The sequence below is a fragment of the Rhizobium sp. BK379 genome, assembly GCF_014193955.1.
GTDB lineage: Bacteria > Pseudomonadota > Alphaproteobacteria > Rhizobiales > Rhizobiaceae > Rhizobium.
Genome location: NZ_JACIAD010000008.1, coordinates 390,283 through 416,904, shown reverse-complemented (window position 1 = coordinate 416,904; position 26,622 = coordinate 390,283). Strand labels below are relative to the sequence as shown.

General features: G+C 59.8%; 21 protein-coding genes and 2 riboswitches. Of the genes, 11 read left to right on the top strand and 10 right to left on the bottom strand.

All coding sequences use genetic code 11. The features are described 5' to 3' along the window. Nucleotides 1-426: 426 nt before the first annotated feature. From FHT93_RS30065 to FHT93_RS30055, 3 genes are all read left to right on the top strand, one after another. Entirely contained in the window at nt 427-1,233 is an 807-nt protein-coding gene (locus FHT93_RS30065; protein WP_183850885.1) for a cysteine rich repeat-containing protein, read from the top strand. Between the two features lie 154 nt (nt 1,234-1,387). Then, a complete protein-coding gene (locus FHT93_RS30060) occupies nt 1,388-2,173 on the top strand; it encodes a DUF2092 domain-containing protein (RefSeq protein WP_183850883.1) in 786 nt (261 codons plus the stop codon). Beyond that, nucleotides 2,170-2,499 carry a hypothetical protein gene (locus FHT93_RS30055; RefSeq protein ID WP_112968665.1) on the top strand — a complete coding sequence of 110 codons (330 nt, stop codon included), beginning with the start codon at nt 2,170-2,172 and terminating at the stop codon, nt 2,497-2,499. Before FHT93_RS30060 ends, FHT93_RS30055 begins: the two co-directional genes overlap by 4 nt. Before the next feature lie 13 nt (nt 2,500-2,512). On the opposite strand, the gene FHT93_RS30050 is transcribed toward FHT93_RS30055, so the two are convergent. The 8 genes from FHT93_RS30050 to FHT93_RS30015 form a co-directional block, all read right to left on the bottom strand. Beyond that, nucleotides 2,513-5,680 carry a multidrug efflux RND transporter permease subunit gene (locus tag FHT93_RS30050; RefSeq protein WP_113015400.1) on the bottom strand — a complete coding sequence of 1,056 codons (3,168 nt, stop codon included), beginning with the start codon at nt 5,678-5,680 and terminating at the stop codon, nt 2,513-2,515. Between the two features lie 41 nt (nt 5,681-5,721). Then, a complete protein-coding gene (locus FHT93_RS30045) occupies nt 5,722-6,921 on the bottom strand; it encodes an efflux RND transporter periplasmic adaptor subunit (RefSeq protein WP_113015401.1) in 1,200 nt (399 codons plus the stop codon). 202 nt (nt 6,922-7,123) lie between these two features. Beyond that, the gene (locus FHT93_RS30040) at nt 7,124-8,257 is read right to left on the bottom strand and encodes a calcium:proton antiporter (RefSeq protein WP_183850881.1); all 1,134 of its coding nucleotides are present in this window, start codon (nt 8,255-8,257) and stop codon (nt 7,124-7,126) included. A 148-nt stretch (nt 8,258-8,405) separates the two neighbouring features. Then, a complete protein-coding gene (locus FHT93_RS30035; protein WP_112544467.1) occupies nt 8,406-8,756 on the bottom strand; it encodes a ribbon-helix-helix domain-containing protein in 351 nt (116 codons plus the stop codon). A 108-nt stretch (nt 8,757-8,864) separates the two neighbouring features. After that, nucleotides 8,865-9,461 (bottom strand): DJ-1/PfpI family protein, encoded by a 597-nt coding sequence (locus FHT93_RS30030; RefSeq protein WP_183850879.1) that lies wholly within the window; start codon nt 9,459-9,461, stop codon nt 8,865-8,867. An 87-nt stretch (nt 9,462-9,548) separates the two neighbouring features. Continuing rightward, the gene (locus tag FHT93_RS30025) at nt 9,549-9,944 is read right to left on the bottom strand and encodes a DUF779 domain-containing protein (RefSeq protein WP_112544465.1); all 396 of its coding nucleotides are present in this window, start codon (nt 9,942-9,944) and stop codon (nt 9,549-9,551) included. Nucleotides 9,945-10,017: 73 nt separating this feature from the next. Continuing rightward, the gene (adh, locus tag FHT93_RS30020) at nt 10,018-11,526 is read right to left on the bottom strand and encodes an aldehyde dehydrogenase (RefSeq protein WP_112544464.1); all 1,509 of its coding nucleotides are present in this window, start codon (nt 11,524-11,526) and stop codon (nt 10,018-10,020) included. Nucleotides 11,527-11,694: 168 nt separating this feature from the next. After that, nucleotides 11,695-12,654: a helix-turn-helix domain-containing protein gene (locus FHT93_RS30015; protein ID WP_113204619.1), complete on the bottom strand. Its 960-nt coding sequence runs from the start codon at nt 12,652-12,654 to the stop codon at nt 11,695-11,697. A gap of 415 nt (nt 12,655-13,069) precedes the next feature. Between FHT93_RS30015 and msrB the strand changes: the two genes are divergently transcribed. Beyond that, nucleotides 13,070-13,558, top strand: coding sequence for a peptide-methionine (R)-S-oxide reductase MsrB (msrB, locus tag FHT93_RS30010; protein WP_183850877.1), 489 nt, complete (start codon nt 13,070-13,072; stop codon nt 13,556-13,558). 16 nt (nt 13,559-13,574) lie between these two features. Beyond that, nucleotides 13,575-15,446, top strand: a complete 1,872-nt coding sequence (locus FHT93_RS30005) for a cytochrome c biogenesis protein DipZ (RefSeq protein ID WP_183850875.1) — start codon at nt 13,575-13,577, stop codon at nt 15,444-15,446. Here the strand turns inward: FHT93_RS30005 and FHT93_RS30000 are convergent. Then, nucleotides 15,433-16,644 (bottom strand): TIGR03862 family flavoprotein, encoded by a 1,212-nt coding sequence (locus FHT93_RS30000; protein WP_183850873.1) that lies wholly within the window; start codon nt 16,642-16,644, stop codon nt 15,433-15,435. The two genes, FHT93_RS30005 and FHT93_RS30000, sit on opposite strands and share 14 nt — an antisense overlap. 38 nt (nt 16,645-16,682) lie before the next feature. Next, nucleotides 16,683-17,105 (bottom strand): helix-turn-helix domain-containing protein, encoded by a 423-nt coding sequence (locus FHT93_RS29995; protein WP_112544459.1) that lies wholly within the window; start codon nt 17,103-17,105, stop codon nt 16,683-16,685. A gap of 70 nt (nt 17,106-17,175) precedes the next feature. Between FHT93_RS29995 and FHT93_RS29990 the strand changes: the two genes are divergently transcribed. The 6 genes from FHT93_RS29990 to nrdF all read left to right on the top strand — a co-directional run bounded on the left by FHT93_RS29990 (nt 17,176) and on the right by nrdF (nt 26,597). Beyond that, on the top strand, nt 17,176-19,479 hold the full coding sequence (locus tag FHT93_RS29990) for a heavy metal translocating P-type ATPase (RefSeq protein ID WP_183850871.1): 2,304 nt from the start codon (nt 17,176-17,178) through the stop codon (nt 19,477-19,479). A gap of 40 nt (nt 19,480-19,519) precedes the next feature. Then, nucleotides 19,520-19,725: riboswitch (cobalamin riboswitch) on the top strand. Between the two features lie 106 nt (nt 19,726-19,831). Continuing rightward, on the top strand, nt 19,832-22,156 hold the full coding sequence (gene metE / locus FHT93_RS29985) for a 5-methyltetrahydropteroyltriglutamate--homocysteine S-methyltransferase (protein WP_183850869.1): 2,325 nt from the start codon (nt 19,832-19,834) through the stop codon (nt 22,154-22,156). A gap of 176 nt (nt 22,157-22,332) precedes the next feature. Next, nucleotides 22,333-22,560, top strand: a riboswitch (cobalamin riboswitch). Nucleotides 22,561-22,822: 262 nt separating this feature from the next. After that, complete coding sequence (gene nrdH, locus FHT93_RS29980; protein WP_007820342.1) at nt 22,823-23,044, top strand: glutaredoxin-like protein NrdH; 222 nt, start codon at nt 22,823-22,825, stop codon at nt 23,042-23,044. Nucleotides 23,045-23,057: 13 nt separating this feature from the next. After that, on the top strand, nt 23,058-23,459 hold the full coding sequence (gene nrdI / locus FHT93_RS29975) for a class Ib ribonucleoside-diphosphate reductase assembly flavoprotein NrdI (RefSeq protein WP_183850867.1): 402 nt from the start codon (nt 23,058-23,060) through the stop codon (nt 23,457-23,459). Beyond that, nucleotides 23,438-25,606, top strand: coding sequence for a class 1b ribonucleoside-diphosphate reductase subunit alpha (nrdE, locus tag FHT93_RS29970; RefSeq protein ID WP_183850865.1), 2,169 nt, complete (start codon nt 23,438-23,440; stop codon nt 25,604-25,606). The genes nrdI and nrdE overlap by 22 nt, the downstream gene beginning before the upstream one ends. A 16-nt stretch (nt 25,607-25,622) precedes the next feature. Then, entirely contained in the window at nt 25,623-26,597 is a 975-nt protein-coding gene (nrdF, locus tag FHT93_RS29965) for a class 1b ribonucleoside-diphosphate reductase subunit beta (RefSeq protein WP_112968676.1), read from the top strand. Nucleotides 26,598-26,622 lie beyond the last annotated feature (25 nt).

Sequence of the window (26,622 nt, the reverse complement as noted above, 5' to 3'; positions counted from 1 at the left end):
CGGTAGCTCGTCAGGCTCATAACCTGAAGGCCGCAGGTTCAAATCCTGCCCCCGCAACCAATCATATAGCCCGCATCCAAGCGGGCTTTTTTTGTTTGATAACACGGCGAGCATGCAACGCGCGCGAAAGCCGACAAAACGCCCAAAGCCGACGTAGCGAAACCAAAATCTCCCCTCACTTCCATCTCGTCTAAATATCCCGGCGCGGATATTTCCGATGCTTCGATACATCTTAAGCACAGTCAGCTAATCGCATCCGGATATTCGGGTCTACTATCAAAATTTCGAATGTGCTAAAGTAAATTCGCGTGGCGCTTTAGATTTCTGCGCACGGATTTCAATTCGTTTTTCGAAGTCTGCTGTCTCGCTCAGCCGGAGTACTTCTTTTCATGCCGTAAATCGATGAACTTTCCAGGGAGGGGAACAATGCGGATATATGCATCTTCTCGATCGGCAATACGACGCACGACGCGTTGGTTTCAGTTCGGGTTATCGATATCAAGCGTCATCTGCGCGGCCAGTCTTCTGACCGGGGTTGCCGTTGCACAGGCGCCGACCGAAGAGCAGCGCAACGAGATCCGGGCAGCATGCCGTTCGGATTTCATCGCACAGTGTTCAGGGGTGCAGCCTGGAGGTATCGAGGCGCTGACCTGCTTGCAGCAACATGATTCCACGCTTTCCGCAGCCTGCCGCAAGGCAGTCTCCGCCGTCAGCGCCAAGCCGAAATCGACATCTGCGGAGCCATCTCAGACGGCGCCTGCGACGGCAGGGGCGGCCACGGCGGCACCAGCAGCCGGCGCCCAGGCGGCGGCTCAGCCGACCGACGCACAGCGCAACGCCGTCAAGTCAGCTTGCCGCTCCGATTTTATGGCGCAATGCTCCGGCGTGACTCCGGGAGGTGCCGCGGCACTCGCCTGCCTGCAGCAGCATAATGCCCGCCTGTCGGCGCCTTGCCAGCAGGCTGTTGCGGCCGTCGGTGCGGCGGGCGCGCCCGCGGCCGGTGCGGGTGCAGGTGCCGCAACGGCAGCCACACCGCCGGCGACCCGGCCGGCTGCGATGCCTGTCTTCTCTCCCCGTGAGGAAGTGATGATCGTGCGCGAGACTTGCGGGCCGGACTTCCGAGCTTTCTGCCGCATGGTGCCGATCGGCGGCGGGCGGGTGATCGAGTGCCTGCGGGACAATCTGCAGCGCGTGTCGCCAGCCTGTCACAGGGTGCTGACCTCGGGCCTGTAGCGGCCTTCCAATTCCTATCCGGTTTCGCCCGGAATGCCTGAGCCGTCAGGCATTCTCCTGACGGTTCCGCTCAGCCGTTTCGAGATCGTCGCAGTACGATCCGAAATCTCCGCATCCGATGAATTCAATGACGACACAAATGAAAGGCAGTGCCATGTCATCGACTTCTCTATCGCGATTGAAACGAATACTGAGCTATTCCGCTGTTGCCGTCGGCCTTGTGCTGCCGACCCATGCATGGGCGGATGATGCAAAAGATCTTCTGAAGGCCATGTCCGATTTTCTGGTGGCGCAGAAGAGCATATCCTTCAACTACCAATCATCACTCGAGGCTGTGACCCCGGACTTCGAGAAACTGCAATTCGTCAGTTCGGGTACAGCCAATATCACCCGCCCCGACAAGCTGCGTGTTACGCGGACCGGAGGCTTTGCCGATATCGATGTCAGTTTCGACGGTTCGACGCTGACCGTGCATGGCAAGAACCTCGATGCCTATGCGAAGGTCGATGGCAAGGGCTCGCTTGATGATCTGATCGACAGGCTCGCCGATGCTGGCGTGGAAGCACCAGGCGCCGATCTGCTCTCGTCTCACGTCTATGACATCTTGATGTCCGACGTGACCGAGGCCAAGCACATCTCCAGCGCCTTCGTTGACGGTGTGGAATGCGAATATCTGGCTTTCCGCACACCAGAACTCGACTGGCAGATCTGGATACAGACGGGTTCACAGCCGATACCGCGGCGCTATCTAATCACCAGCAAACACGTCGTCCAGGCGCCGCAATATACGCTCGAGATCAGCAACTTCAAAAGCGGGGCGGATGTCGCCGCCACCTCCTACAATATAGACATCCCAGCCAATGCGAAAACCGTGGATCTGAGTGAACTCCAATCGATCGATGAGCTTCCGGCGCCCGCCGTTACAGGAGATATGCAATGATCCGCAGCAAGCTCTTTTTCGCTCTGTGCCTCGCCGGCGTGATGGTCTTCACCGATTTTCGCCTGGAAGGAGAAGGCCCGCTACCGCTGTCGATCGGCTTCGCCACGCCGGCGGAGGCGGTCATCGGTCGTCCCTTGACGCCGCTCTCCTATGCCGGAGTGGCGCGTCGCACAACCCGCCGGGTAGTTCGGCGCACGGCGACGACGATCGCCGTGCTGCCTCCAGGCTGCATCTACGGCCCTTATTATGGCGGCTATTATTATCGCTGCGGCGGCCTCTACTATGCCAAGAGCGGCGGCGTCTATGTTCAGGTGATCGTGCAATAGGCTGCTTGTCAGCCTATTGTGCCGTCATTTCAGTATCGGTTACAGCAGGCGCTTTACCGCGGCGCCTTCTGAACTCTTCTAGGCGCTGCAGCACGACGTAGAAGGAAGGAACGAACAAAACGGCGAGGCAGGTCGATGCGATCATCCCGCTGAAGACCGATATGCCGATCGACTTGCGGGCAGATGCGCCAGCTCCCGTCGCGAGGACAAGCGGCAGGACGCCGAGAATGAAGGCGAAGGATGTCATGAGGATCGGTCGGAAGCGAAGGCGGGCGGCCTCGACGGCTGCTTCGAGGATCTCCATGCCTTCCTCTCGCTTTTCTCGGGCGTATTCGACGATGAGAATGGCATTCTTCGATGCCAAAGCGATCAAAAGGATCAGGCCGATCTGGGTGTAGAGGTTGTTGGCGACGCCCGCCGCCATCAACGCGCCGACGGTGCCGAGCAGGGCAAGCGGGACAGCCAGCAATACGGCGAGCGGCAGGATCCAGCTTTCATATTGACCCGCGAGCACGAAGTAGACGAGCAGCATGCCGAGCGCGAAGATATAGTAGATCTGTCCGCCGACCGCCTTTTCCTGGTAGGAAAGCGCCGTCCACTCATAGCCGGTTCCTGTTGGCAAGGTCTGGTCGGCAATCTGCTCCATGACATCGAGTGCCTGGCCGGAGCTGAAGCCGGTCGCAGGTCCGCCGACGATCGTTGCTGACGGGTAGAGGTTGTAGAGGCTGATCAGGGAGGGGCCTTCCATCGGCTTGATATCGACGACGGTACCGAGCGGCACCATCGTGCCATCCCCGGCCTTGACCTCCAGATTGCGGATATCGTCGGGGCTGACGCGGAATTCCGGAGATGCCTGAGCGTAGACCTGGAACGTGCGGCCAAACTTGTTGAACTGTGTCACGTAGCTCGATCCAACGTAGCCCGAGAGCGCAGAGAAAACCTGTCCGACCGTGACGCCCAATGTCTCGGCCTTGATACGGTCGACCACGATCTCGAGCTGCGGCACATTCGAGCGGAACGACGTACTCAGCCTTTGCAGCGATGACTGGGCTTCGCCATTTTTCACAATCGTATCGGTAAGCGACTGCAACAGTGCATAGTCGGAAACACCATTCTTGAGTTCCACTTGCATCGTGAAGCCGCTGGCATTGCCGACGCCCTGGATCGGCGGCGGTACGATCACCAGGGTCTTCGCGACCAATACGCTTTGCAACGCGCCATTCAGATGCTGGTAGATGGACAGAAGATCCTGTCCCTTTTCCTTGAGGCGTTCGTCCCAGTCCTTCAGCACGACATAGGCCACGCCGGCGTTTTGAAGGCTGGCATTGTTGTCGAGAACGGATATGCCGCTGATCGTCAGGACCTGATCGACGCCCGGCGTCTCCTGGGCGATCTTGCCGACCTCCGCCATGACGGCGTCGGTGCGCTCCTTGGAGGCACCATCGGGCAGTTGCGCGCCGATCAGCACGTAGCCTTGATCCTCGATCGGCAGGAAAGCGCTTGGCACGCGTGTCAGCCCCCAGACAGCTACACCCATCAGCGCCAACGCCAGAATAGCCATGACCGCGGCGTGGCGCGTCATCGAGCCTATCAGCCTGACGTATCCGCGTTCACCCCAGTCGTAGATCCTGTTGAAGCCGCGATAGACGAAGTTGCGCTTCTCGGGAGGCACCGGCGTGCGCAGCCAGAGGGCGCATTGCGTCGGTTTCAGCGTCACAGCATTGATGGCGCTGATCAGCGCCGTTGCGGCAATGACGAGCGCGAACTGCCGGTAAAGCTGGCCCGTCAGCCCCGGCAAGAAGGCGGCTGGGATGAAAACCGCCATCAGCACCAGCGTGATGCCGATGACGGGACCGAGCAGTTCGTCCATTGCCTTTTCAGCGGCCTTACGGCCGGTCATGCCCGCCTCGATATGTCTTGCGACACCCTCGACAATGACGATGGCGTCGTCGACGACAATGCCGATGGCGAGAACGATTGCAAAGAGAGTGGAGAGGTTAACCGTGAAGCCCATGGCCGCCATCGCGGCAAAGGCGCCGATGATGGTGACAGGAACAGTCGTCGCCGGAACGAGCATGGCTCGCCAGTCCTGCAGAAACAGCAGAATGACGATGAGAACCAGAACGCCTGCCTCGATCAGCGTGACATAGACCTCGTCGATTGAGGCCTTGACGAATTTCGTGGTGTCGAAGGGGAGATGATATTCGAGGCCCGGCGGGAAGGCCTTCGCCAGTTCCGCCATCTTCACATCGACTGCTTGGGCCACAGCAATGGCGTTTGCTTCCGGCAATTGGGAGATCCCGATGCCCGCAGCCGGTCGGCCATTCTGCATGAAGGTCTGGCTATAGGTCTGCGCACCCAGTTCGACCCGGCCAATATCGCGGATGCGCGTTACCCGGCCGCCGTCCGATCCATCGACCTTGACGATGATGTTTTCGTAGTCAGCAGCATCGTTCAGCCGGCCATTGATGTTCAGCGTGTATTGGAATGTCTGCCCCTGGGGTACCGGCGGAATGCCGATCTGGCCAGCCGTGACCTCCTGGCTCTGCTGCTGCACGACATTGACGATATCCTGTGGTGTCAGCCCGCGAGCCTGCAGCAGGTTCGGATCCATCCAGATGCGCATGGCATACTGGCCGGCGCCGAAGACCGTGACATTGCCGACGCCGGGCAGGCGGGCAAGTTCGTTCTGGAGGTTGATGACCGCATAATTGGAGAGGAACAGGTTATCATAGCGGCTGTCCGGGGAGGTCAGGGTGACAAAGCCGAGGATAGCGGTCGATTTCTTCTGGGTGCTGACGCCCTGGACCTGCACCGCCTGTGGAAGCGACGACATGGCAATCGCGACGCGGTTCTGCACGAGGACCTGTGCCTGGTCGGGATCCGTTCCAATCGCGAAGGTCACGGTGAGGGAATAGGTGCCGTCACTTGCGCTCGTGGACTGCATATAGAGCATGTCCTGCACGCCGTTGACCTGCTGCTCGATCGGCAGCGCGACCGTATCGACAAGCGTCTTGGCGCTGGCGCCCGGAAAACGCGTCGTCACCTGCACGGTGGGTGGAACGACATTGGGATATTGCGCGACCGGCAATTGGAAGAGAGCTACCGCGCCGATGAGAACAAAGACCAAGGCCAGAACATTGGCGAGCACCGGCCGTTCGATGAAGAAGCGCGAGATCATGCTGTTGCCCTTGGACGTTCGGATGAGGCGTTGCTGCGAAATTACTGCGTCGTCGTCGTAGCCTTTGCATCGGTGCCGGCCGCCGCCGGTTGCGGTTTCATGTCGATTTTCTCAGGCGCGGCCTTGCTCCCGGGGATCGCCTGCTGGATGCCCTGGACGACGACCCAGTCGGCGGGTTCGAGGCCGGATTCGATGACGCGGAGACCGCCTTCGCGCTGGCCCGTCTTCACCTGCTTCTGCTCGACCGTATCGTCCTTGCCGAGAACGAGCAGGTAGCTGCCGAGCTGGTTGGTGGCGATCGCATCGTCGCGCACGAGCAGCGCTTTCTCGTTCCGGCCGATCGGTACGCGAACGCGCACGAAGAAGCCAGGCAGCATCGCCTTGTCCTTGTTGTCGAACAGGGCCCGGACCTGAAGCGTACCGGTCGATGCATCGAGTTGCGGCGAGACGTAGTCGAGATGTCCCTTATGCGGGTAGCCTTCTTCGGATTGCAGACCGAGTTCGGCTGGGATGCTTGGCAGATCCGTCTGCTTGAAGGTACGTCCCTGCTTTCTCAACATATCCTTGATCAGCAGGACCTGGGTTTCGCTGACGTTGAAATAGGCATAGATCGGGTCCGTCTGGACGATGCTGGCGAGCTTGGTGGGGCCTGAGACGCCGACGAGCGTGCCGATATCGACAAGGTGGTCGGTCACCGTGCCATCGAAGGGTGCAATCACTTCGGTATAGCCAAGATTGATCGTTGCGAGTTCGACATTGGCCTGGGCATTGAGGATTTGCGCATTGGCTTCGTCGAGCGTCGCCTTGGCGCTGTCGACGGCCGTCTGCGTCGTGACCTGCTGCTTCATCAGATTGACCTGACGATCGTACTCCTGCTTGGCCCCAACCTGGGATGCCTGTTGCGATGCGAGGGATGCCTTGGCCTGATCAAGCTGGGCCTGATAGGTGTCGCGCTCGATTCCGAAGAGCTTGGTTCCCTTCGTTACGGTCGTGCCATCCTGATAATCGATCGACTGAAGGTAACCCTGGACGCGTGCTTCGATATCGACCGAGTTCAGCGGCGCAGTATTGCCTGTGAGTTCGAAATAGAGGGTGACGGGCTCCTGGACCGGTTGTGCAACACGGACGGCCGGCGGCGGAGGCGGGACGTAGGTATTGCTGCTTCCATCGCAGGCAGCGAGCGCTGCCATGCCGATGAGTGTCACAGAAATCTGCAGGCCCCGATGCAATCCCTCACGCATTCTTGCTGCCCCGATGATCTATGTGTCCCGGTCGTCATGCGTGCCCTGGTGGCGGCCCCATCAGTCGCCAAGTGTTTCAGGCATGCGGTACTATGTCGCGGAATCGTCCGAAATTGCAATAGCTTATGGCATGCAATTTAGCTGTGTCTAAACGATTGATGACTCCGCATTCCTATCGTGGTTCAGTCTGGATATTTTCCATTCATTGCTGAGTAATGAGCAGTACGTAGGCGATGAACAGCACCAGGTGAACTGCGCCCTGCATGAGATTGGTGCGGCCGCTTGAAAAGGTAATGATGCTGACGGTAATTGTCAGAGCGAACATGACGAGATCCGGACCCTCAAGCCCTAGTGTGACGGGGTGCCCGTAGAAGTGGCTGATTGCGAGCATGGCCGGTACTGTCAGGCCGATCGTCGACAGGACTGAGCCGAGGAAGATGTTGATGGCGCGCTGCAGGTGGTTGGCGACGGAAGCGCGCACGGCGCTGATCGCCTCAGGTGTCGCGACAAGCACAGCCATGATCACGCCCCCGAATGCCGCCGGTGCATGCAGCGTTTCGATCACATAGTCGATCGGCTTGGCAAGCTGTTCAACCAGGAAGACCACCGGCCCCATGTAGGCGAGCAGCAGAACGGCATGATGCCATACCCCCCGGTGGGGCCGAATGCCGACTGCGCGCCGCTCAAGATGGTTGCCGTCTTCGGCGAAGTAGCGCTGGTGACGGCCGGACTGCAGCAGGAGAAATATGCTGTAGAGACCAATCGAGACGATACCGAGAAACATCTGCCGCGCGGCCGTGGGGTGCGGACCATCCGGGCCGGCGAGGAAAGTCGGCATGACGAGCCCAAGGGTTGCGAGCGGCACGATCACCCCAAGATAGGCATTGGCGCCATGCAGATTGTGCTGCTGATCTTCCCGCCGCCAGGCGCCAAAGAGCAGCGACAGGCCCACCATGCCGTTCAGGATGATCATGACCACAGCAAACAGCGTGTCGCGTGCGAGTGTTGGATTATTTTCCCCATGCAGCATGACAGCCGAGATCGCCATCACTTCGATCGAGGTAATCGCAAGGGTCAGGATGAGGGTCCCGTAGGGCTCGCGAAGCTGCTCTGCCAGATGATCCGCATGGCGAACGACCGACAGGGCGGAGCCTAGAACGACAGCGAAAAGCCAGAAAAAAATGACGACGAACCAGAATGGCTCGGCAATCCGGACGAAGATCGGATCGGGGAAAGCGAGGAAAATCAGGCTGGTCGCGGCGCTGACGCCAATGAACCATTCCTCGCGTGCCAGGCTCGTTATGCTTAAGGGATGCAGGGCGGGGCTGTCAGTCATCGGCACCACCGCCAGCCACGGAATGCCGTCGCTTCACAACCGCGATCACTGTCATTTTCCCCTCCGCCTCCCAACTGGCCGGCTGATTGTCTCACGCAGAGGGGCAACGCGCCTATCTAAAAATCATCGCTGCGGGCTCAGGGCGAATTTAATGATACTTCCGCTTCTCCCGCCCCAGAATTTCCGGGGCGTTGAGGCCGGCAATCGGCCTTGAGAGATCGGCGGGGATATCGCCCGCGAGCTGGAGATCCAGATAGCGGGCGCAGCAGACGCGGAGGAAGGAGGTGAAGTTGCCGAGATCATGGCCGGCGTCGATCGACTCGTGGTGCAGTCTGGTTATCAGCTGGACCACGTTCATGCCGTCGCGGGCGGCAATTTCCTCGAGTTTCGACCAGAAGAAATTCTCCAGTCGCACACTGGTCACCATGCCGTCGATACGCAGCGACCGGGTGGTGCTTTCCCAGAGCCGGGCATCCGCCTTGATAAACAGTTCACACATCACGTCCTCCCGCCGGTCCATTTAAAGCGTGCCGCGATGCCACGCTTTAAGGCTTTGATTTTGCATGTCGTTATCGCAAAACCGCTTCGCACTTTTGCGCTACATGCTTTAGGCGGCGTTGGTCTCCAGGACCGTTGCCGCATCAAGCACCGTCATGAACTGGCGCAGCCACGAGGGATGCGCCGGCCAGGCCGGTGCGGTGACGAGGTTACCATCGGAAACAGCATCAGTGATGGCAATATCGGCATAGGTGCCGCCGGCACACTCGACTTCCGGGCGGCAGGCGGGATAGGCCGAGCAGGTGCGGCCCTTGAGCACACCGGCGGCCGCCAGAAGCTGGGCGCCGTGGCAGATGGCAGCGACCGGCTTGTTGGCATCGAAGAAATGCCTAACAGCCTTGATGACTTCGGGGTTGAGGCGGAGATATTCGGGCGCGCGACCGCCCGGGATGACGAGCGCGTCGTAATCTTCGGCTCGCACGCTTTCGAAGGTGGCGTTCAGCGCAAAATTATGACCGCGCTTTTCGGAATAGGTCTGGTCGCCTTCGAAATCATGGATAGCGGTGGCGACCGTCTGGCCGGCTGTCTTGCCGGGGCAGACGGCGTGGACCGTGTAGCCGCAGGCAAGCAGTGTCTGGAACGGAACCATCGTTTCGTAATCTTCAGTGAAATCGCCTGTGATCATCAGGATTTTGGACGCTGGCATTTCTTCCTCCTCTAAAAACCAACAGATGGACTTTAACAAAGGATCGCGGGCCGCGGGTACTAAGGGAATACTACACCGGGCTCCTGCTCAGGTCGTCTCGCGGGTCATGGCAGCGGGAATCGCGCAGGCCTCGCCGCCGCCGAACATGCGCGAGCGCGTGAGGAAGCGTTTCTCGCGGCCATTATCGAGCGAAAACATGCCGCCGCGCCCGGGTACGACATCGATGATGAGTTGGGTATGCTTCCAGGCCTCGAATTGACTGGCGCTGATATAGACGGGAACGCCACCGATCTCGCCGAGTTTCACATCCTGGTCGCCTACGATGAAATCATCCGTCGGGTAGCACATAGGCGATGAGCCGTCGCAGCAGCCGCCGGACTGATGGAAGAGGACATCAGGGTAGTCCCTTTGAATTTCCTTAATGAGGTCGAGCGCCGCATCGGTTGCGAGTACACGCGGTTCGCCATTGACCATCTGTTCCATGATTGCCTCCTCCAAGACAACGCCTCCTCCCCGTCAAGGGAGGAGGCTCGATGATAGCACAATCGGCTGCTTCTCAGAAGAAACCAAGTTTCTTGGGGCTGTAGCTGACCAGCATATTCTTGGTCTGCTGGTAGTGGTCGAGCATCATCTTGTGCGTTTCACGGCCGATGCCGGATTGCTTGTAGCCACCAAAGGCCGCGTGGGCCGGATAGGCGTGATAGCAATTGGTCCAGACGCGGCCGGCCTGGATTTCCCGGCCGAAGCGATAGGCCCGGTTGGCGTCGCGGGTCCAGACGCCAGCGCCGAGACCGTAAAGCGTGTCATTGGCGATCTCGAGTGCTTCCTTCTCATCCTTGAAGGTGGTGACCGAGACGACCGGGCCGAAGATCTCTTCCTGGAACACACGCATCTTGTTGTGGCCCTTGAAGATGGTCGGCTTGATGTAATAGCCGTCAGACAGTTCGCCGCCGAGATCGTTGCGCGAGCCGCCGGCCAGCACCTGTGCGCCTTCCTGCTTGCCGATATCGAGATAGGCGAGGATCTTTTCCATCTGCTCGGTGGAGGCCTGAGCGCCGATCATCGTTGCCGGATCGAGCGGGTTGCCCTGCTTGATGGCCTCGACGCGCTTGACGGCCCGTTCCATGAAGCGGTCATAGATCGATTCCTGGACGAGAGCGCGGCTCGGGCAGGTGCAGACTTCGCCCTGGTTCAGCGCAAACATGGCGAAACCTTCGAGCGCCTTGTCGAAGAAATCGTCGTCTTCGGCCGCCACGTCTGCAAAGAAGATATTGGGCGACTTGCCGCCGAGTTCCAGCGTGACCGGAATGAGGTTCTGGCTGGCATATTGCATGATGAGGCGGCCTGTCGTCGTCTCGCCGGTGAAGGCGATCTTGGCGATGCGTGGGCTGGAGGCGAGCGGCTTGCCGGCTTCGAGACCAAAGCCATTGACGATGTTGAGGACGCCGGGCGGCAGCAGATCGCCGACGAGTTCTGCCCAGAGAAGCAGGGAGGCGGGTGTCTGTTCGGCCGGTTTGATAACGACGCAGTTGCCGGCGGCAAGGGCCGGCGCCAGCTTCCAGGTCGCCATCAGGATCGGGAAGTTCCAGGGAATGATCTGGCCGACGACGCCGAGCGGTTCATGGAAATGATAGGCAACCGTGTCATGGTCGATTTCGCCGATCGTGCCTTCCTGGGCCCGTATGCAGGAGGCGAAATAGCGGAAATGATCGATGGCGAGCGGAATGTCGGCCGCCATGGTCTCGCGGATCGGCTTGCCGTTGTCCCAGGTTTCAGCCTGAGCCAGAAGCTCCAGCTTGTCTTCCATGCGCTGGGCGATCTTCATGAGAATGTTGGAGCGCTCGGTGGCGGAGGTGCGGCCCCATTTTTCCTTCGCGGCATGGGCGGCATCGAGTGCTGCATTGATGTCCTTTTCATCGGAGCGCGGGATTTCGCAGAGTTTGCCGCCGGTGACGGGCGTGACGTTGTCGAAATATTTGCCGCCGATCGGCTCACGCCACTCGCCGCCGATATAGTTGCCGTATTTCAGCTTGAACGGCGACTCGACGATTTTCTGATGAAGCATGTCATCCTCCCTTGATGAACAGGTTCCGGATCGAACCAGTGGAAGGAAATCTGTGTCGCTTTGGCTCGATAGAACAGGGCGGCTTGCCAATACCGCACCGCACAGTGTCGCAGAGTTGCGACAGGTTTCGGCGTCACCACGAGATTGTGACCGAACCCTTGCTCGATATTAGTGGAGGTCGAGTTTCTTCATCTTCCGGTGCAGTGTTGCACGGCTGATGCCGAGAGCCGCAGCGGCCTGGGAGACATTGCCGTGGGTGCGGGAAAGTGCCCGCAGCAGCGCCGCTTTCTCGGCCTCGGCCATTTCTTTTTCCTGGCAAACATGGCCTTCATGCAGGGCGTCGGAGGCGGGAAGGCCGGCCGCGATGCGCACGTCATCCAACTTAAGGACGAGGCGGGCGGCGCGCGTGGCGCCGAGAACGAGATCATGCCGATCGACGGCCAGCAATGCGTTCGCGGAATTGGCGCCGGCCGGCACCATGACGAACCGTGCACCGGCAAAGGCGGAGCGGAAGAGATTGAGCTCGATGCGCATCGCCGCATCCCGCACGGCTTGGGAGAGGATGCTCAGCGTCATTTCGTTGACGTCATCGCGGCAGGTGGAGATGTCGAGGGCAGCGGCCAGCAGGCCGCGGTGATCGCGGATCGGGGCCGTGGTGCAGCTGAGCTTGATGTTGGAGCAGTAAAAATGCTGATCGCGAAAGACAGCGACTGCACGATCATCGGCCAGCGCAGTACCGATGCCATTGGTGCCGATGCTGGCTTCCGTCCATACCGAACCGGTCCATAGACCAAGATCGTGAAATTCCTTGTCATTGCCGACGGCGCCGCGGCGTTCCAGCGCAATGCCGTTGCGATCGGTCAGGAGCAGGCAGCAGCCGGCCTTGCCGACTGTTGCAAAAAGCCGGTCGAGTTCGTCGCGCGCATCGGCGATCAACTGATCCGATTGCTCCCGGGCAACGCTGAATTCCTGTTCGGTAAGACGTAGCGGCGCGCGCTTATCTTCGGGAGCAAGCTGATACATGGTCATGCAGCGGCGCCAGGAGGCGACGATTGGAGAGCTGGCCGCAGCTGAATTTTGCTGGGCGCACGTATAGACATGTTCCGCATGCGCGGATTGTTCGTGCATTGAGGCTCCTCCCACGGAACTTGCGCATACTCTGATGTAAATGCGGCGGCTTTGCAATCAGCCGGGCATGACGGCAGATTGCATGGATCGAATTTGCGTTGCCGCGAGTGTCGCATTTCTGAAACAGTTGTGCCGGGTCAGGTGACCATCATGCTCGCGATAATATGACCGCTCATCCGCTTGCCCGGCTTCGCTTTACGACATAGCGTCGTATTTATTTGGATATAACGATCCGGGATGGCGCCTTCTCACTTTTGCGTGTCCCCATGGGCGACTGCGTAACAAAACACTGCTTGGCTCTGTAGATCTCGGCGTGGACAAAAAAGATCGGCAGGGCGGGAATAAAGCCGGCCGATCGTTGTCTACTGAATGAAAGTGCCTCTCGCAGATGCTGTAGACATAGGAGAGCGACGCGATGCTGAACAGACGATTGCTGCTGATCACTGCGGGACTTGGCGCCTTTGCCCTGCGCTTGGGTTTCGGCAACCAAGCCATGGCGAAGGAAACCTTTGCCGTTAGCCATACAGACGAAGAGTGGAAGAAGCTGCTGACTGCGGATCAATATTCGGTGCTGCGGCAGGAGGGAACGGAATATCCCTTCACTAGCCCGCTGCTGCACGAGGAGCGCAAGGGCAATTTCGCCTGTGCGGGCTGTGATCAGGAAGCCTTTTCATCGACTACGAAATTCGACAGCGGCACAGGCTGGCCGAGTTTCTGGGCGCCGCTCAATGACAAGGTCGTCGGCACGACGCGCGATACATCCTTCGGCATGGTGCGCGATGCCGTCCATTGCGGACGCTGCGGCGGGCATCTTGGCCACGTCTTTAACGACGGGCCGAAGCCGACCGGCTTGCGCTACTGCTTGAACGGCGTGGCCATGACATTCCACCCGGCTTCTGCCTGATCGACGGGACACTCTGATGCTTCTCTTCGTCCTTGCCTATCTCGGTGGGGTGCTGACGATCGTCAGCCCCTGCATCCTGCCAGTGCTGCCGTTCGTTTTCGCCCGTGCCGGCCAACCTTTCCTGCGCAGCACATTGCCGATGCTGGTCGGCATGGCGGCGACATTCGCTGGAGTTGCGACATTGGCGGCCGTCGGCGGTGGATGGGCGGTGCAGGCCAATGAATATGGCCGCTATGCCGCCATCATGCTGCTCGCGATTTTCGGCGTTATCCTGCTGTTCCCGGCGCTGTCAGATTATTTGACGCGGCCGCTCGTTTCGCTCGGTGCGCGTCTGTCGCAGTCTGCCGATCAAAACACACGCAGTGGCGGCTCGGCCGTTGCCGCTTCGCTGTTGCTCGGCGTCGCGACCGGGCTGCTTTGGGCACCCTGCGCCGGGCCGGTTCTAGGCCTCATACTAACGGGTGCGGCGCTGCAGGGCGCGAATGTCGGAACGACGCTTTTGTTGCTTGCCTATGCGCTGGGGGCTGCGACCTCGCTTGCACTGGCACTCCTCATTGGCGGCAAGGTCTATCAGGCGATGAAGCGTTCGCTTGGCGTCGGCGAATGGCTGCGGCGTGGCGTGGGTGTTGCGGTTCTCACGGCTGTCGTGGCGATTGCACTCGGCCTTGATACCGGCTTCCTGACGCAGGCTTCGCTTGCCAGCACCAACGCCCTGGAGCAGGGTCTAGTCGACAAGTTCCATCAGCAACAGACGGCTGACAATGCCGGTGGCTCGATGAAGTCGGTGGTAATGCCGGCTGGTGGCGGGGGCTCGATGTCGATGACCGCCAACAACCAGATGATGATGACCGGCAATCCCGCCACGATGAGCGGTAACACCATGATGATGGCGATGAAGCCAAAGGGTGCTGCCGAACAGCTGCCGGTCGAAGGTCAGATGCCGCCGCTCGATGGCGCGGTGCAATGGCTGAATTCCACGCCGCTGACGGTGGAGCAGCTGAAGGGAAAGGTCGTGCTCGTCGATTTCTGGACCTATTCCTGTATCAACTGCCTGCGCGCCATCCCCTATGTCAAAGCCTGGGCGGAGAAGTACAAAGACCAGGGCCTCGTCGTCATCGGCGTGCATTCGCCGGAATTCGCCTTCGAGAAGAACGTCGACAATGCGAAGAAGGCGATCTCCGATCTCGGCATCACCTATCCTGTTGCTGTCGATAACAACTATGCGATCTGGCGGGCCTTCGACAACGAATATTGGCCGGCGCATTATTTCATCGATGCGAAAGGGCAGGTCCGCCACCATCATTTCGGCGAGGGCGATTACGACCAGTCCGAACGGATAATCCAGCAATTGCTGACCGAAGCCGGCAAGACCGGCGTTTCCAGTGATATCGTGAATGTGAAGGCGACCGGTGCCGAAGCCGCTTCCGATGCTGCCAATGTGCAATCGCCGGAAACCTATGTCGGCTATCAGCGCTCGGAAAACTTCGTCGACGACAAGGGCACGGTCAACGATGCCGCTCATGACTATGTCGCCGCGACGCCCAAACTCAACGAATGGGGTCTGACCGGCAACTGGACCGTCGGGTCCGAACAGGCAACGTTGAATGCTGCCGACGGCACTATCTATTACCGCTTCCATGCCCGCGACCTGCATCTGGTTCTCGGTCCAAGTGCTGCGGATGGCAAGCCGGTGCGCTTCAAGGTGACGGTCGATGGCAAGGCGCCCAGCGATGATCACGGCGCGGACACGGATGCCGACGGCAATGGCACGGTAACGGGGCAGCGCCTCTATCAGCTGGTGCGCGAAGCCGGACCGGTCGGCGACCACACGTTCGAGATCCATTTCCTCGATCCCGGCGTGCAGGCTTTCGCCTTCACTTTCGGCTGAGCCAGCCCTCGATGCCTTTCGCTGCGGCTCGGGCCGTGGCGAAACAGGCGGTCAACAGATAGCCACCTGTCGGTGCCTCCCAATCCAGCATCTCTCCGGCCGCAAACGTGCCGGGGAGATGTTTCAACATGTAGGTTTCGTCGACCTCGCTGAAGGCGATGCCGCCGGCAGATGATATGGCCTCGGCGATGGGGCGTTGGCGCAGCAATGGGATAGCCAGAGACTTGATGGCGGCAGCGAGTTTGTGCGGATCGTTGCGATCTGTCTCCGGCACCAGTTCACGCAGAAGTGCCGCCTTCACACCATCTAGGCCGGCACCTTTGCGCAGGCGATTGGAAAAGCTCATCTTGGCATCCTGCCGGGTCAGATCGCGTGACAGGCGATCTGCGGTGCGGCCCGGGGCAAGGTCAATTGTCAGTTTTGCCTCATCATGCGACAGCAGGTCGTCACGCAAAGCGGCTGAATGCGCGTAGATGAGGCTGCCTTCGATACCGTGCTTGCTGATGACGAATTCGCCCGGAAATGTCCCGGCGCGTGATGTTGCCGTCACGGATTTCAGCGGCTCTCCGGCGAAGCGATCGCGGAAGATCTCGCTCCAGGCGACATCGAAGCCGCAATTGGCCGGTTGAAACGGTGCGATCGCCACCCCGCGCTCGGAGAGCAATGACACCCAGCCGGCATCGGAGCCGAGGCGCGGATAGCTGGCGCCGCCGAGTGCGAGCAGGGTTGCATCGCAGGATATGGTCTTATGGCCGTCAGGCGTTTCGAAAACATGGCCGTCTTCTGTGAACCCGATCCAGCGATGGCGGGTGAAGAAGCTGACGCCGCGGGCTTCCAGTCGGGCGAGCCAGGCGCGCAGCAGCGGCGAGGCCTTCATCACGTTGGGGAAGACGCGGCCGGACGAGCCTACGAAGGTCTCGGTGCCGAGGCCCGCTGCCCAGGCGCGGATATCGGCTGGGGTGAAGGCGTCTAGGGCTGCGCGCAGGCGGGGATTGGCGTTGCCGAAGCGGGTGGCGAAGCGCTCGTAGTCTTCGGAATGGGTGACGTTAAGTCCGGATTTGCCAGCGAGCAGGAACTTGCGGGCAAAGGTCGGCATCGCATCATAGACGGAAACGGCATGGCCGCTTGCCGACAGCACTTCGGCTGCCGAAAGGCCGGAGGGGCCGCCGCCGATGATCGCGATTTTCTTCTGTTTCATTGCGCCTTCTTGGCGTGGGCAGTCGGTGAGCGCAAGTCTCAGTGATGTGGATGCACGCACTTGCCGTGATCGGCCAGCACCTCGATGACCCGGCACTGGTCGACGCGACCATGGCCGCAGCCCTCGACCATCTGTTCGAGCTCGGCCTTCAGGGCATTGAGGCTGCGGATGCGCTGCTCGACCTCGATGAGGCGGGCCTTGGCGATGGCATCGGCGGAAGCGCAGGGCTGATGCGGGTCGTCCTGAAGCTGCAAGAGAGTGCGGATCGCCTCGATCTCGAAGCCGAGCTCGCGGGCATGGCGGATGAAGGCGAGGCGGTTGAGGTCCGATGGTTCGTAGGAGCGCTGATTGCCTTCGCTACGACTTGGCGCAGATAGCAGACCGATGCCCTCATAATAGCGGATCGTCGGCACTTTGACGCCGCTTTGGCGGGCGGCTTCACCGATGGTGATCTTTTTCATATTTTCCTCTTGCACCTCTAGTCGCTAGAGGATGTAGGAACGATACTGCCTACAAGCAAGGATCGAAATCATGAGCGAAGCAGCACAGGCACGGTACCGGGTTGGCGGCATGGATTGCGCCGCCTGCGCAACAAAGATCGATACGGCCGTCAGGCGTGTGCCCGGCGTCGAAGACGTCTCCGTATCGGTGACGGCGGGCACGATGACGGTGCGCCACGATGGCAGCAGCGATCTCAAGGCGATCGAAAAAAAGGTGACCGGCCTCGGCTATTCGGTTGCTCCGCTCACGGGCAAGGCTCCTGTCCGGGAAAGCAAGACCGATCATGATCATGCGCATCACGACCACGATCATGACCACGGGCATGATCATGATCACCATGGTCATGAGCATGATGATCACGACCACGAAGGTCACGACCACGATCATGCTGGTCATGATCACGCCGATCACGGGCATTCGCATGGCGCCGAGGAAGTCGAGGGGTTGCACGGCCATGATCATGGGCCGATGATCGGTCCCTGGTGGCAGAGCAAGAAGGGCCGATTGACGATCCTTTCCGGACTTGCACTCGTCGTTGCCTATGTCGTGGGCCACCTGGTGCCTTCGATTGCTCCGTATGCTTTCATCATCGCCATGCTGGTGGGGCTGGTGCCGATCGCGCGCCGCGCGGTCATGGCCGCTCTTTCCGGCACGCCCTTTTCCATCGAAATGCTGATGACGATTGCCGCTGTTGGCGCGGTCATCATCAATGCCGGTGAAGAGGCAGCGACGGTCGTGTTCCTGTTCCTCGTCGGCGAATTGCTGGAAGGGGTTGCTGCCGGCAAGGCGCGCGCCAGCATCCAGTCGCTGACGACGCTGGTGCCGAAGAACGCACTGCTCGAGGCGGATGGCGAAGTGAAGGAAGTGCCGGCCGAGACGCTTGCGGTCGGTTCCGTTATTCTCGTGCGGCCGGGAGACCGGATTTCCGCCGACGGCACCATTCTGTCCGGTGAAAGCGCGATAGACGAGGCGCCGGTGACCGGCGAAAGCACGCCGGTGCGCAAGGGTGCTGGCGAGCCGGTTTTTGCCGGCACGGTGAATGGTGACGCCGCATTGCGTATTCGCGTCACGGCCGCCGCCGAAGACAATACGATTGCCCGCGTCGTCAAGCTGGTGGAGGAAGCCCAGGAATCGAAGGCGCCGACGGAGCGTTTCATCGACCGTTTCTCCCGCTACTATACGCCTGGTGTCGTCGTCGTGGCGGCCCTGGTCGCCGTTCTGCAGCCGCTGCTGATGGGCGGAGCATGGGGCGAATGGATCTACAAGGGACTCGCGATCCTTTTGATCGGCTGCCCCTGCGCGCTGGTCATTTCCACGCCGGCAGCGATTGCCGCCTCGCTTTCTGCGGGCGCGCGCCGCGGTCTGCTGATGAAGGGCGGGGCGGTTCTGGAATCGCTCGGCAAGGTGACGGCCGTTGCCTTCGACAAGACAGGCACGCTGACCGAAGGCAAGCCGCAGGTCACGGATATCATCGCCTATGGGCGCTCGGAGGCTGAAGTGCTTTCGCGTGCTGCGGTTCTAGAGCAGGGCTCCAGCCATCCGCTGGCGCTGGCGATCCTCAACCGTGCCAAGGCCGATGCCGTGCCCGTGCCGCCGGCTTTCGAAGTGGAAGCATTGCCCGGCAAGGGCATGACCGGGAAGGTGGGTGGGGAGATGCTCGATCTGCTGTCGCCGCCGGCCGCGCGCGAGCGCGGGGCGCTGAATGCCGAACAGGATGAACGGGTCGCGGCGCTGAATGGCGCGGGCAAGAGCGTCTCGGTCCTGCTCATCAATGGTGTCGCCGCCGGTCTCATCGGCATGCGCGACGAGCCACGCGACGACGCCAAGAGCGGGCTTGCGACGCTGAAGGCGGCAGGCGTGCGCGCCATCATGTTGACCGGCGACAACAAGCGCACGGCAGCAGCCGTTGCCGGTGACCTCGGCATCGACTGGCGCGGCGAGCTGCTGCCGCAGGACAAGCAGCGCATTGTTGGCGAATTGAAGAAGGAAGGATTGTTCGTTGCCAAGGTCGGTGACGGCATCAATGATGCGCCGGCGCTTGCTGCAGCCGATGTCGGCATCGCCATGGGCGGCGGCACCGACGTCGCGCTGGAAACGGCGGATGCGGCGGTACTGCATGGGCGTGTCGGCGACGTTGCCCGCATGATCGACCTTTCGAAGCGGACGATGCGCAATATCTTCCAGAACATCACCATCGCGCTCGGGCTGAAGGCCGTGTTCCTGGTCACCACTATCGTCGGCATTACCGGCCTGTGGCCGGCGATCCTCGCGGATACTGGTGCGACCGTGCTGGTGACGATGAATGCACTTCGCCTTCTTCGCATAAAGATATAAAGATTTCTTTATGTCATCTTGACGATCCGGTGCGACAGGTGCATGCTTGTCGCATCGTGGTTCTCTGGATCTGACGATCCTGAGCTAAGAGGGAATTCGGTGAGGCTAACGCCAAGACCGAAGCTGCCCCCGCAACTGTAAGCGGATAGACACCGTCCTTCGACGTCACTGGGAAGACGCCTGGGAAGACTGGACGGTGTTGAAGACCCGCAAGCCAGGAGACCTGCCGCGATAGATAACGTCCACGGGCGGGGTGTCCCGGTGTGCCGCTTTGCGCGAGACGGCACGTCTGTAGCCACACCTCGTCGATGCGTTGCGCCTGAGCCTTGCCCATAACCTTCGGGGTAAGGAAATGACCATCAAGACTGCAAATCTCGGCTTTCCTAGGATCGGAAAGCATCGCGAACTCAAATTCGCACTGGAAAGCTATTGGGCCGACAGGTCCGATGCCGGCGTGCTTCTCGATGTCGGCAAGCGGCTGCGGGCGCAAAACTGGGCCCTGCAGAAAGAGAAGGGGATCGATATTATCCCCTCCAATGATTTTTCATTCTATGACCATGTGCTCGATACGACTGTCATGGTCGGCGCCATACCTTCGGCCTATGGCTGGAAGGGCGGGCCTGTTGCACTCGATACCTATTTCGCGATGGCGCGCGGCTCGACCGGCGAAGAGGCGCATGCCGATTGCGGCCACCAGCATCACCACGGTCATGGCGTGCCAGCGCTAGAAATGACCAAGTGGTTCGACACAAACTACCACTACATGGTGCCGGAACTCGGTCCCGATCAATTCTTCGCGCTGACCGCAAACAGGCCACTCGATGCCTTCATCGAGGCGAAGACGCTCGGAATCCACACACGGCCAGTCATCCTCGGCCCTGTCACCTTCCTGAAACTCGCCAAGGGAACCGAGGAAGGTTTTGCACCGATCAGCCTGCTTGAACGCCTGTTACCTGTTTATGCGAGGGTGCTTGCGGAACTGAGCGCTGCCGGTGCCGACTGGGTGCAGATCGACGAACCGTGCCTGGTGCTGGATCTCTCAGGAGAAGAGCAGGCAGCATTGAAGCATGCCTATCGTGCGCTGCACGAGCTGGTACCGAACCTGAAGATCATGCTCGCCACCTATTTCGGCAATATAGGCGATAACCTGCCGACGGCGCTCGCATTGCCGGTTTCCGGCCTGCATGTCGATCTCGTTCGTGCTCCGCAGCAGATCGATGCCCTTCTCAAGACGTCCCCCGATTTGACGCTGTCGCTCGGCATCATCGACGGACGCAATATCTGGAGGGCGGACCTTGCCGTGATCCTGAAAAAGATCGAGCCACTGGTTCAGCGCTTCGGCGCGGAAGGACTGCAGATCGCGCCGTCCTGCTCGCTGCTGCATGTGCCGATCGACCTGGATCTGGAAACCGGACTGGATGAGGAACTGACGTCGTGGCTCGCTTTCGCCACCCAGAAACTCGATGAACTCTCTGCCCTCGGCAGTTCCGGCGGGGCTTATCAAGTAATTGCTGCAGCCTCTCAGGCCGTTGCCTCTCGAGCGGCTTCTCCACGTGTGCATGATCTCAAAGTCAGGCAGCGGGTCGCGGCAATCGATGAGACGATGATGACGCGGAGCAGCGGTTTTGTCGAGCGGACCAGCCTGCAGGAGCGCAAGCTTCTCCTGCCGCTCTTCCCGACAACGACGATCGGCTCCTTCCCGCAGACATCGGATGTGCGCAAGTCCCGCTCGGCCTTCGCAAAGGGTACGATCAGCGAGGCTTACTACGATGCGTTCCTGAAAAAGGAGACCGAAGCGGCGATCCGCTGGCAGGAGGAAATCGGCCTCGACGTGCTCGTCCACGGGGAATTCGAGCGCAACGACATGGTGCAGTATTTCGGTGAGCAGCTTTCCGGTTTCGCCTTTACGCAGCATGCCTGGGTGCAGAGCTACGGTTCGCGCTATGTCCGCCCGCCTATCATCTTCGGCGACGTCTCTCGGCCAAAGCCGATGACAGTCGAGTGGTGGCGCTACGCGCAGTCGCTGACGGACAAGCCAGTCAAGGGAATGCTGACCGGTCCGGTGACGATCCTCAACTGGTCCTTCGTGCGTGATGATCTTTCTCGCGCCGATGTCAGCCGGCAGATCGCTCTGGCGATCCGCGACGAAGTGCTCGATCTCGAAAAGGCGGGTGCTGCGATGATCCAGATCGACGAGGCCGCTCTCCGTGAGGGTCTGCCATTGCGCCAGGCCGACTGGAAGACCTATCTCGACTGGGCGGTCGAGAGTTTTCGCCTCTGCGCATCCGCTGTTTCCGACGAGACGCAGATCCATACGCATATGTGCTATTCGGAGTTCAACCAGATCATCGATGCCATCGCCGCGATGGATGCCGATGTGATCTCGATCGAGACGTCACGATCGAAGATGGAACTGCTGGAGGCTTTCCGCAGCTACAAATATCCGAACGAGATTGGCCCCGGCGTCTACGACATCCATTCGCCCCGCGTTCCCGAGGTCGCCGAGATGACGGAGCTCCTGACGCTGGCGCGGAAGCGTCTGACGGACGGACAGCTATGGATCAATCCAGATTGCGGATTGAAGACACGCAAGTGGGAAGAGGTTCGTCCGGCGCTGGTCAACATGGTTGCCGCCGCTCGGCAGTTGCGTATTGCCGCAGCGCCGACACGCGCCTGAGCGCCTAATCGATTCCTGGAGAGCCGGCTATAGGCCGGCTCTTTCCGACGCGGCCTTCTCTACAGGCTGCTTTCGTTAACCATTCATTAACCACGTTTTTCACAGGAATGCAGCGATTTCAAACATGCCGTAACGCGATGCACAAACCATCCGTTGACGCAAACCGGGATTCGAGTACTATATCTAGTGTTCAAGGTTCCTTCGATTCGTGAGGGTCGGGGGCTAAGATGGGAATACGGTGCGTTTCGCCATGACGGCGAGACAAAGCCGGAGCTGCCCCCGCAACTGTAAGCGGCGAGCAACTGTCCGATTTCAGGTCACTGAGGCATGAAGCTTTGGGAAGGCTGGGGGCAGGGTGCTTCGACCCGCGAGCCAGGAGACCTGCCTTGAACGAGGTATCCACGGGCGGGGTGTCCGGAAGGTCGCGTATACGCAGGCGGGTCAAATCCGCCCCTGTTGCGCTGCCCCCGAATGTCCGCTGAACACTTCGGGGTTGAAGTCATTTTGAAAGCATTAAAACCGCCGCCCGCGCAGATCGTGCGGGGGAGAGTGTTCGGCGTGTAAAGCGCCAACTTTGTCAGATCAATACCAAGCATTGCCTCGGACGCCGCAAGGCGCCCGATCCTAGTTTTGCGTCTGGAATCCATTGACATCACGAGGAACATGATGAGCGTTACCGTTTACAGCAAGCCTGCCTGCGTACAGTGCACCGCTACCTACCGCGCCCTCGACCGTCTGGGCGTCGACTACCAGATCATCGATATCTCCGAGGATGCCGACGCGCTCGATCGCGTGCGCGGCATGGGCTACATGCAGGTTCCGGTCGTCGTTGCCGGCGAGAATCACTGGGCGGGCTTCCGTCCCGATATGATCAGCGCGCTCTCCTGATCGGAGAAAAGCGGTGGGCCTGATCGTCTATTATTCCAGCCGGTCCGAGAATACCTATCGTTTCGTCGAGAGGCTGGGACTGCGCGCGGCGCGCATTCCCGTCGGAGCTGAAGACATCCACATTCGCGAACCCTATGTGCTGATCTCGCCCACCTATTGTGGCGATGGCGGAAAAGGGGCCGTGCCCAAGCAGGTGATCCGTTTCCTCAACGATGCGGAAAACCGCTCCAACATCCGCGGCGTCATTGCTGCGGGCAACAGCAATTTCGGCGAGACCTACGGGCTTGCCGGCGACGTGATCTCGCAAAAATGCCAGGTGCCTTACCTCTACCGGTTCGAGCTCCTGGGGACTGCCGAGGATGTCGCCAATGTCAAAGACGGGATGGGACGATTTTGGACACGGGGACAAATCTGACGCGGGATGCGGGCGTCAAGCCGCTCAAGGCCGTGGAAGCGCTGGATTATCACGCGCTGAACGCGATGCTGAACCTCTATGACGATGAGGGCAAGATCCAGCTCGACAAGGACCGCATGGCGGCCAAGCAATATTTCCTGCAGCATGTGAACCAGAACACGGGGTTCTTCCATAATCTCAGGGAGAAGCTCGATTATCTGGTAACTGAAGGCTATTACGAGCAGGAAGTGCTCGACCAGTATTCCTTCAACTTCGTCCGCGACCTGTTCGACGAAGCCTATGCCAAGAAGTTCCGGTTCCCAACCTTCCTCGGCGCCTTCAAATATTACACCAGCTACACACTGAAGACCTTCGACGGAAAGCGCTACCTGGAGCGCTATGAAGACCGTATCTGCATGGTGGCGCTCGCGCTTGCCAGAGGCAATGAACAGCTTGCCCGCGATCTGATGGAAGAGATCATCTCCGGCCGTTTCCAGCCGGCAACGCCGACCTTCCTCAATGCCGGCAAGAAGCAGCGCGGCGAACTCGTCTCCTGCTTCCTGCTGCGTGTCGAAGACAATATGGAATCGATCGGCCGCTCCATCAATTCGGCGCTGCAGCTGTCCAAGCGCGGCGGAGGCGTTGCGCTGTCCTTGACGAACATCCGCGAGGCCGGTGCGCCGATCAAGCAGATCGAAAACCAGTCTTCCGGCATCATTCCCGTCATGAAGCTGCTGGAAGACTCGTTCTCCTACGCCAACCAGCTTGGTGCACGGCAGGGGGCAGGTGCCGTCTATCTCAATGCGCATCACCCCGATATCATGCGCTTCCTCGATACCAAGCGCGAAAATGCCGACGAGAAGATCCGCATCAAGACGCTATCGCTCGGCGTCGTCGTGCCTGACATCACCTTCGAGCTCGCCAAGAATAATGAGGATATGTACCTCTTCTCGCCCTATGACGTGGAGCGGGTCTATGGCGTGCCCTTCACCGAGATATCGGTGACGGAAAAGTATCGCGAGATGGTGGCGGATGCCCGTATCACCAAGAAGAAGATCAAGGCCCGCGAATTCTTCCAGGTGATCGCCGAAATACAGTTCGAGAGCGGCTATCCCTACATCATGTTCGAAGACACGGTGAACCGGGCGAACCCGATCGCCGGCCGCATCAGCATGAGCAACCTCTGCTCGGAAATCCTGCAGGTCAGTGAAGCGAGCGAGTTCAACGACGACCTTTCCTACAAGACGATGGGCAAGGATATTTCCTGCAATCTCGGCTCGCTGAATATCGCCATGGCGATGGATTCATCCGATTTCGGCAAGACGATCGAAACCTCGATCCGCGCGCTGACGGCCGTTTCCGACATGAGCCATATCTCCTCGGTGCCTTCGATCGAGAAGGGCAATGACGACAGCCATGCGATCGGCTTGGGACAGATGAACCTGCATGGCTATCTTGCCCGCGAGCGCATCCATTACGGTTCGGAAGAAGGCGTCGATTTCACCAATATCTACTTCTACACGGTGACCTATCACGCTCTGCGTGCATCCAACCGCCTGGCGGTCGAGCATGGCGCAAGTTTCAAGGGCTTCGAGAATTCGAAATATGCCTCAGGTGACTATTTCGACAAATACACCGGGCAGGAGTGGAAGCCGGCGACCGAGAAGGTGCAGGCGCTGTTCGACGATGCCGGCATTCATATTCCAACGCAGGAAGACTGGCTGGAGCTGAAGAAGGCCGTCATGGCTTCCGGCCTCTATAACCAGAACCTGCAGGCGGTGCCGCCGACGGGCTCGATCTCCTACATCAACCACTCGACCTCATCGATCCATCCGATCGTCTCGAAGATCGAGATCCGCAAGGAAGGCAAGATCGGCCGCGTCTATTATCCCGCACCGTTCATGACCAACGACAATCTCGATTATTACGAGGATGCGTACGAGATCGGCGCGGAAAAGATCATTGATACTTATGCGGCTGCCACCCAGCATGTCGACCAGGGCCTGTCGCTGACGCTGTTCTTCCGCGACACTGCAACGACGCGCGACATCAACCGCGCCCAGATCCATGCCTGGAAGAAGGGCATCAAGACAATCTATTACATCCGCCTTCGCCAGATGGCGCTGTCCGGCACCGAGGTGCAGGGCTGCGTCTCCTGCACGCTATAACCGACCGGAGAAAACCATGAACATGCAAGTCAAGCCGGTCAGCCGCGTGCGCGCCATCAACTGGAACCGCATCGAGGACGACAAGGATCTCGAGGTCTGGAACCGTCTGACCGGCAATTTCTGGCTGCCGGAAAAGGTGCCGCTGTCGAACGACATTCCCTCCTGGGCCACGCTGACGACGGCCGAGCAGCAGCTGACGATCCGCGTCTTCACCGGGCTGACGCTGCTCGACACGATCCAGAACGGTGTCGGCTCCGTGAAGCTGATGGCGGATGCGGTCACCCCGCATGAGGAGGCAGTGCTTTCCAACATCTCCTTCATGGAAGCGGTGCATGCGCGCTCCTATTCCTCGATCTTCTCCACGCTCTGCCTCACGCCCGATGTCGACGATGCCTATCGCTGGTCGGAAGAGAATGAGTTCCTGCAGAAGAAGTCGGCGCTGATCATGGAGCACTATGCGTCCGGCGATCCCTTGAAGAAGAAGGTCGCAAGTGTCTTCCTCGAGAGCTTCCTCTTCTATTCCGGCTTCTATCTGCCGATGTACTGGTCAAGCCGCGCCAAGCTGACCAACACCGCCGACATGATCCGCCTCATTATCAGAGACGAGGCCGTGCATGGCTATTATATAGGCTACAAGTTCCAGCGCGGACTGGAAAAACTCTCAGAAGAGCGCCGGCAGGAGATCAAGGACTTCGCCTTCGATCTGCTCCTCGAACTCTACGACAACGAGGCTAGATATACCGAAGCGCTCTATGATGGCGTTGGGCTGACGGAGGACGTCAAGAAGTTCCTGCATTACAACGCCAACAAGGCGTTGATGAACCTCGGGTACGAAGCGCTGTTTCCGGCCGAAGCCTGCAAGGTCAATCCGGCAATCCTGTCTGCGCTTTCGCCGAATGCCGACGAGAACCACGACTTTTTCTCGGGTTCCGGCTCCTCCTATGTCATCGGCAAGGCGGTGGCGACCGAGGACGAAGACTGGGATTTCTGAGGTTTATCTTTACGAAGCCTCTTAT

Excerpts from the sequence above, each read along its gene's own strand:
- FHT93_RS30060 (WP_183850883.1), top strand. The coding sequence starts at position 1,388 with ATGTCATCGACTTCTCTATCGCGATTGAAACGAATACTGAGCTATTCC.
- FHT93_RS30065 (WP_183850885.1), top strand. The coding sequence starts at position 427 with ATGCGGATATATGCATCTTCTCGATCGGCAATACGACGCACGACGCGT.
- nrdF (WP_112968676.1), top strand. The coding sequence starts at position 25,623 with ATGAACATGCAAGTCAAGCCGGTCAGCCGCGTGCGCGCCATCAACTGG.
- FHT93_RS29995 (WP_112544459.1), bottom strand. The coding sequence starts at position 17,105 with ATGAAAAAGATCACCATCGGTGAAGCCGCCCGCCAAAGCGGCGTCAAA.
- FHT93_RS30035 (WP_112544467.1), bottom strand. The coding sequence starts at position 8,756 with ATGTGTGAACTGTTTATCAAGGCGGATGCCCGGCTCTGGGAAAGCACC.
- FHT93_RS30050 (WP_113015400.1), bottom strand. The coding sequence starts at position 5,680 with ATGATCTCGCGCTTCTTCATCGAACGGCCGGTGCTCGCCAATGTTCTG.
- FHT93_RS29990 (WP_183850871.1), top strand. The coding sequence starts at position 17,176 with ATGAGCGAAGCAGCACAGGCACGGTACCGGGTTGGCGGCATGGATTGC.
- FHT93_RS30025 (WP_112544465.1), bottom strand. The coding sequence starts at position 9,944 with ATGGAACAGATGGTCAATGGCGAACCGCGTGTACTCGCAACCGATGCG.
- nrdH (WP_007820342.1), top strand. The coding sequence starts at position 22,823 with ATGAGCGTTACCGTTTACAGCAAGCCTGCCTGCGTACAGTGCACCGCT.
- msrB (WP_183850877.1), top strand. The coding sequence starts at position 13,070 with ATGCTGAACAGACGATTGCTGCTGATCACTGCGGGACTTGGCGCCTTT.
- FHT93_RS30005 (WP_183850875.1), top strand. The coding sequence starts at position 13,575 with ATGCTTCTCTTCGTCCTTGCCTATCTCGGTGGGGTGCTGACGATCGTC.
- FHT93_RS30055 (WP_112968665.1), top strand. The coding sequence starts at position 2,170 with ATGATCCGCAGCAAGCTCTTTTTCGCTCTGTGCCTCGCCGGCGTGATG.
- adh (WP_112544464.1), bottom strand. The coding sequence starts at position 11,526 with ATGCTTCATCAGAAAATCGTCGAGTCGCCGTTCAAGCTGAAATACGGC.
- FHT93_RS30045 (WP_113015401.1), bottom strand. The coding sequence starts at position 6,921 with ATGCGTGAGGGATTGCATCGGGGCCTGCAGATTTCTGTGACACTCATC.
- FHT93_RS30040 (WP_183850881.1), bottom strand. The coding sequence starts at position 8,257 with ATGACTGACAGCCCCGCCCTGCATCCCTTAAGCATAACGAGCCTGGCA.
- FHT93_RS30015 (WP_113204619.1), bottom strand. The coding sequence starts at position 12,654 with ATGCACGAACAATCCGCGCATGCGGAACATGTCTATACGTGCGCCCAG.
- metE (WP_183850869.1), top strand. The coding sequence starts at position 19,832 with ATGACCATCAAGACTGCAAATCTCGGCTTTCCTAGGATCGGAAAGCAT.
- FHT93_RS30030 (WP_183850879.1), bottom strand. The coding sequence starts at position 9,461 with ATGCCAGCGTCCAAAATCCTGATGATCACAGGCGATTTCACTGAAGAT.
- FHT93_RS30000 (WP_183850873.1), bottom strand. The coding sequence starts at position 16,644 with ATGAAACAGAAGAAAATCGCGATCATCGGCGGCGGCCCCTCCGGCCTT.